Genomic DNA, 2,690 nt, shown 5'->3' with positions numbered 1-2,690 from the left:
TGGCGCAACGCCCAGGCCAGCGTGCTCGCCCCCACCGGGACCATCGGCTTCATGATGGACTGCGACACCACCGGGGTGGAGCCGGACTTCTCGCTGGTCAAGTTCAAGAAGCTGGTCGGCGGCGGCTCGATGCAGATCGTCAACCAGACGGTCCCGCGGGCGCTCGCCTCGCTGGGCTACCAGGGCGAGCAGATCGAGGCGATCGTCGAGTACATCGCCGAGCACGGCCACGTCGTCGACGCGCCGGGCCTGCGCCCCGAGCACTACGAGGTGTTCGACTGCGCGATGGGCGAGCGCGCGATCGCCCCGATGGGCCACGTGCGGATGATGGCGGCGGTCCAGCCCTTCATCTCCGGCGCGATCTCCAAGACGGTGAACATGCCCGAGCGGGCCACCGTCGAGGAGATCGAGGAGATCTACTTCGAGTCCTGGAAGATGGGGCTCAAGGCGCTCGCGATCTACCGCGACAACTGCAAGGTCGGGCAGCCGCTGTCCTCGGGCACGACGGCGTCGTCGAGCGCGACGACGACGTCGGAGGTGGCCGCCACCGACCACCGCCCGGTCCGCAAGCGGCTGCCCAAGAAGCGGCCGAGCGAGACGGTGTCCTTCGCCGTCGCGGGTGCCGAGGGCTACATGACCGCGGGCTCCTACCCCGACGACGGACTCGGCGAGATCTTCGTCAAGATGTCGAAGCAGGGCTCCACGCTCGCGGGTGTCATGGACGCGTTCTCGATGGCGATCTCCATCGCGCTGCAGTACGGCGTGCCGCTGGAGACCTACGTGTCGAAGTTCGTGAACATGCGCTTCGAGCCCGCGGGCATGACCGACGACCCGGACGTGCGGATGGCGACGAGCATCGTCGACTACCTGTTCCGCCGGATCGCCCTGGACCACCTGCCCTACGAGAAGCGCGCCCAGCTGGGCATCTTCTCCGCGGACGAGCGCACCGCGCAGGTGGCCGCCGACTACGGGTCGGCGCCGGCCGTCGAGCCGGTGGTCGAGGAGCTCCGCACCACCCTCGACGCGGCGCCGGAGACCGGGACCGCCCACGGCGGGACGGAGATGACCGGGGCGCGTCGGGCCGACATCTCGGTGGGCAGCTCCACCGAGCTGCTCGAACTGCAGCAGGGCAAGGCGGCCGACGCGCCGCTGTGCCTGACCTGCGGCACGAAGATGCGTCCGGCCGGCTCCTGCTACGTCTGCGAGGGCTGCGGCTCCACCAGCGGCTGCAGCTGAAAGCGAGCGATGTTGCAGCCGTTGCAACATCGTCTGACTCGGCGGGGGCCGGGCTCGCTCGGTCCCCGCCGGTTGTCGGAGTTCGTCCTGTGCGATGCAGGGCGGCCGAGAGGGGAGGGGGTGAGGAAGTTGGCCAAGAACACCGGCGATGGCTATCGCCGCGGCGAGGTCCGGGGTCGGTCGCAGTCGCAGACGCCGAACGGCGACTGGACGAAGCGAGACACCGCGACCGGCCGCTACATGGACGGTTCGAAGGAGCCGTTCAAGGGCGTCCGCAAGGAGAAGTAGCAGGTCCCCGGGATGAGGCCGTTGCAGCCGGCCTCATCCCGGGTCCCGCAACCTAAACGATGCGGGCGGCGTTCGCGCTTCGGGCGGGAGTCGATCTGGTCCCGATCGTGATCACGCCCCCGCGTCGGCCTTGCGTGACACCAGGCCCAGCCGAGGAAGTCGGCCGAGTGAATCTCGGGACGTGCGTCGCGAGTAGCGACGTACGAGCGAGGAGGGCTCTCGTGGCCCAGGGCTACATCCACACCGTCTACCGCGGCGGTTACTGGTACAACGACGTCGAGGGAAGCCACCGGAGCATCCAGGCCTTCCCGTCCAAAGATCACGCCGTAGCCGCTGGCCGTGTGCTGGCGATGGCGGCTCGCACCGAGCCACCTGATACACAACATGGACGGCACGATCGCCTACCGGAACTCCTACGGGAATGACCCGCGGAGGTCCGCGGGCTAGCCGAGTGCAGAATGCCGGCTCGGCCAGCACGAGTACCGGCCGAGCCGGCATCCCATGTGACCCGGTGATGCTACCGCCACATCCGATTCCAGGGGCTACACGGTAACGGATAAAGCGACGATTCTTGGACACGGTGGCGTAGCCATAGGTCGTTGAGCATTTTGCTCGGAGGTTCGTCGTGAGCCGCACCAGTACGGGTCGGACCCTCGCGATCACGGTTGGCGGGGCTGCCGGAGACGACCCGGCGGTCGCCCGACGTCAGCGGGCGGCGATCCCGGCGACGGCCAGGGCGACGCCGACGCCGGCGGCCCCGAGCAGGAGAGCACGCCGGCCGGGGAGCAGTCCCCGCCCGGCCAGCCGCCAGCCCGACCCGTCGAGGATCACGTGGGGGCTGCCGGCGAGCAGCCCACCGAGCCGGCTGGTCCGTCCGGGGTCGACCCTCGCCACCCGGCCGCGCCGGCCGTGGAGCTCGGCGCGGATCCCGGCGTCGGCCAGTCGGCTCCCGAGCATCCGGGTGGCCCCGCGCCCGGTCGCGGCGATCACCACGGCGGGATCGTCGACCTCCATGCGCAGCCGGTGCCCGGTCCCGACCAGCCGGCCGTGCGTCTGGCGTCCCCGGGTGTCGGTGACCTCGACGGAGAGGTCGACCTCGGCGAGCAGGTGCCCCGGCCGGTCCTCGAACCGGCCCCGCGTCGGCGTGCGAGGAGCGGGGCCCGCCG

3 protein-coding genes are annotated in these 2,690 nt (G+C 70.4%); 2 read left to right on the top strand and 1 reads right to left on the bottom strand.

The window, feature by feature from the left end:
• Positions 1-1,236: TSCPD domain-containing protein (locus AC0CYZ_RS27895; RefSeq protein WP_472221363.1), on the top strand; the 1,236-nt coding region annotated here is incomplete at its 5' end.
• Positions 1,237-1,356: 120 nt separating this feature from the next.
• A complete protein-coding gene (locus tag AC0CYZ_RS27890) occupies positions 1,357-1,524 on the top strand; it encodes a hypothetical protein (protein WP_472221362.1) in 168 nt (55 codons plus the stop codon).
• Between the two features lie 705 nt (positions 1,525-2,229).
• Here AC0CYZ_RS27890 and AC0CYZ_RS27885 read toward each other — a convergent pair.
• Positions 2,230-2,690: hypothetical protein (locus AC0CYZ_RS27885; RefSeq protein ID WP_472221361.1), on the bottom strand; the 461-nt coding region annotated here is incomplete at its 5' end.

The organism is Actinomycetospora sp., assembly GCF_055612215.1.
Note: the sequence above shows the minus strand (reverse complement) of the source record. Positions and strands in the feature narration are given on the sequence as shown.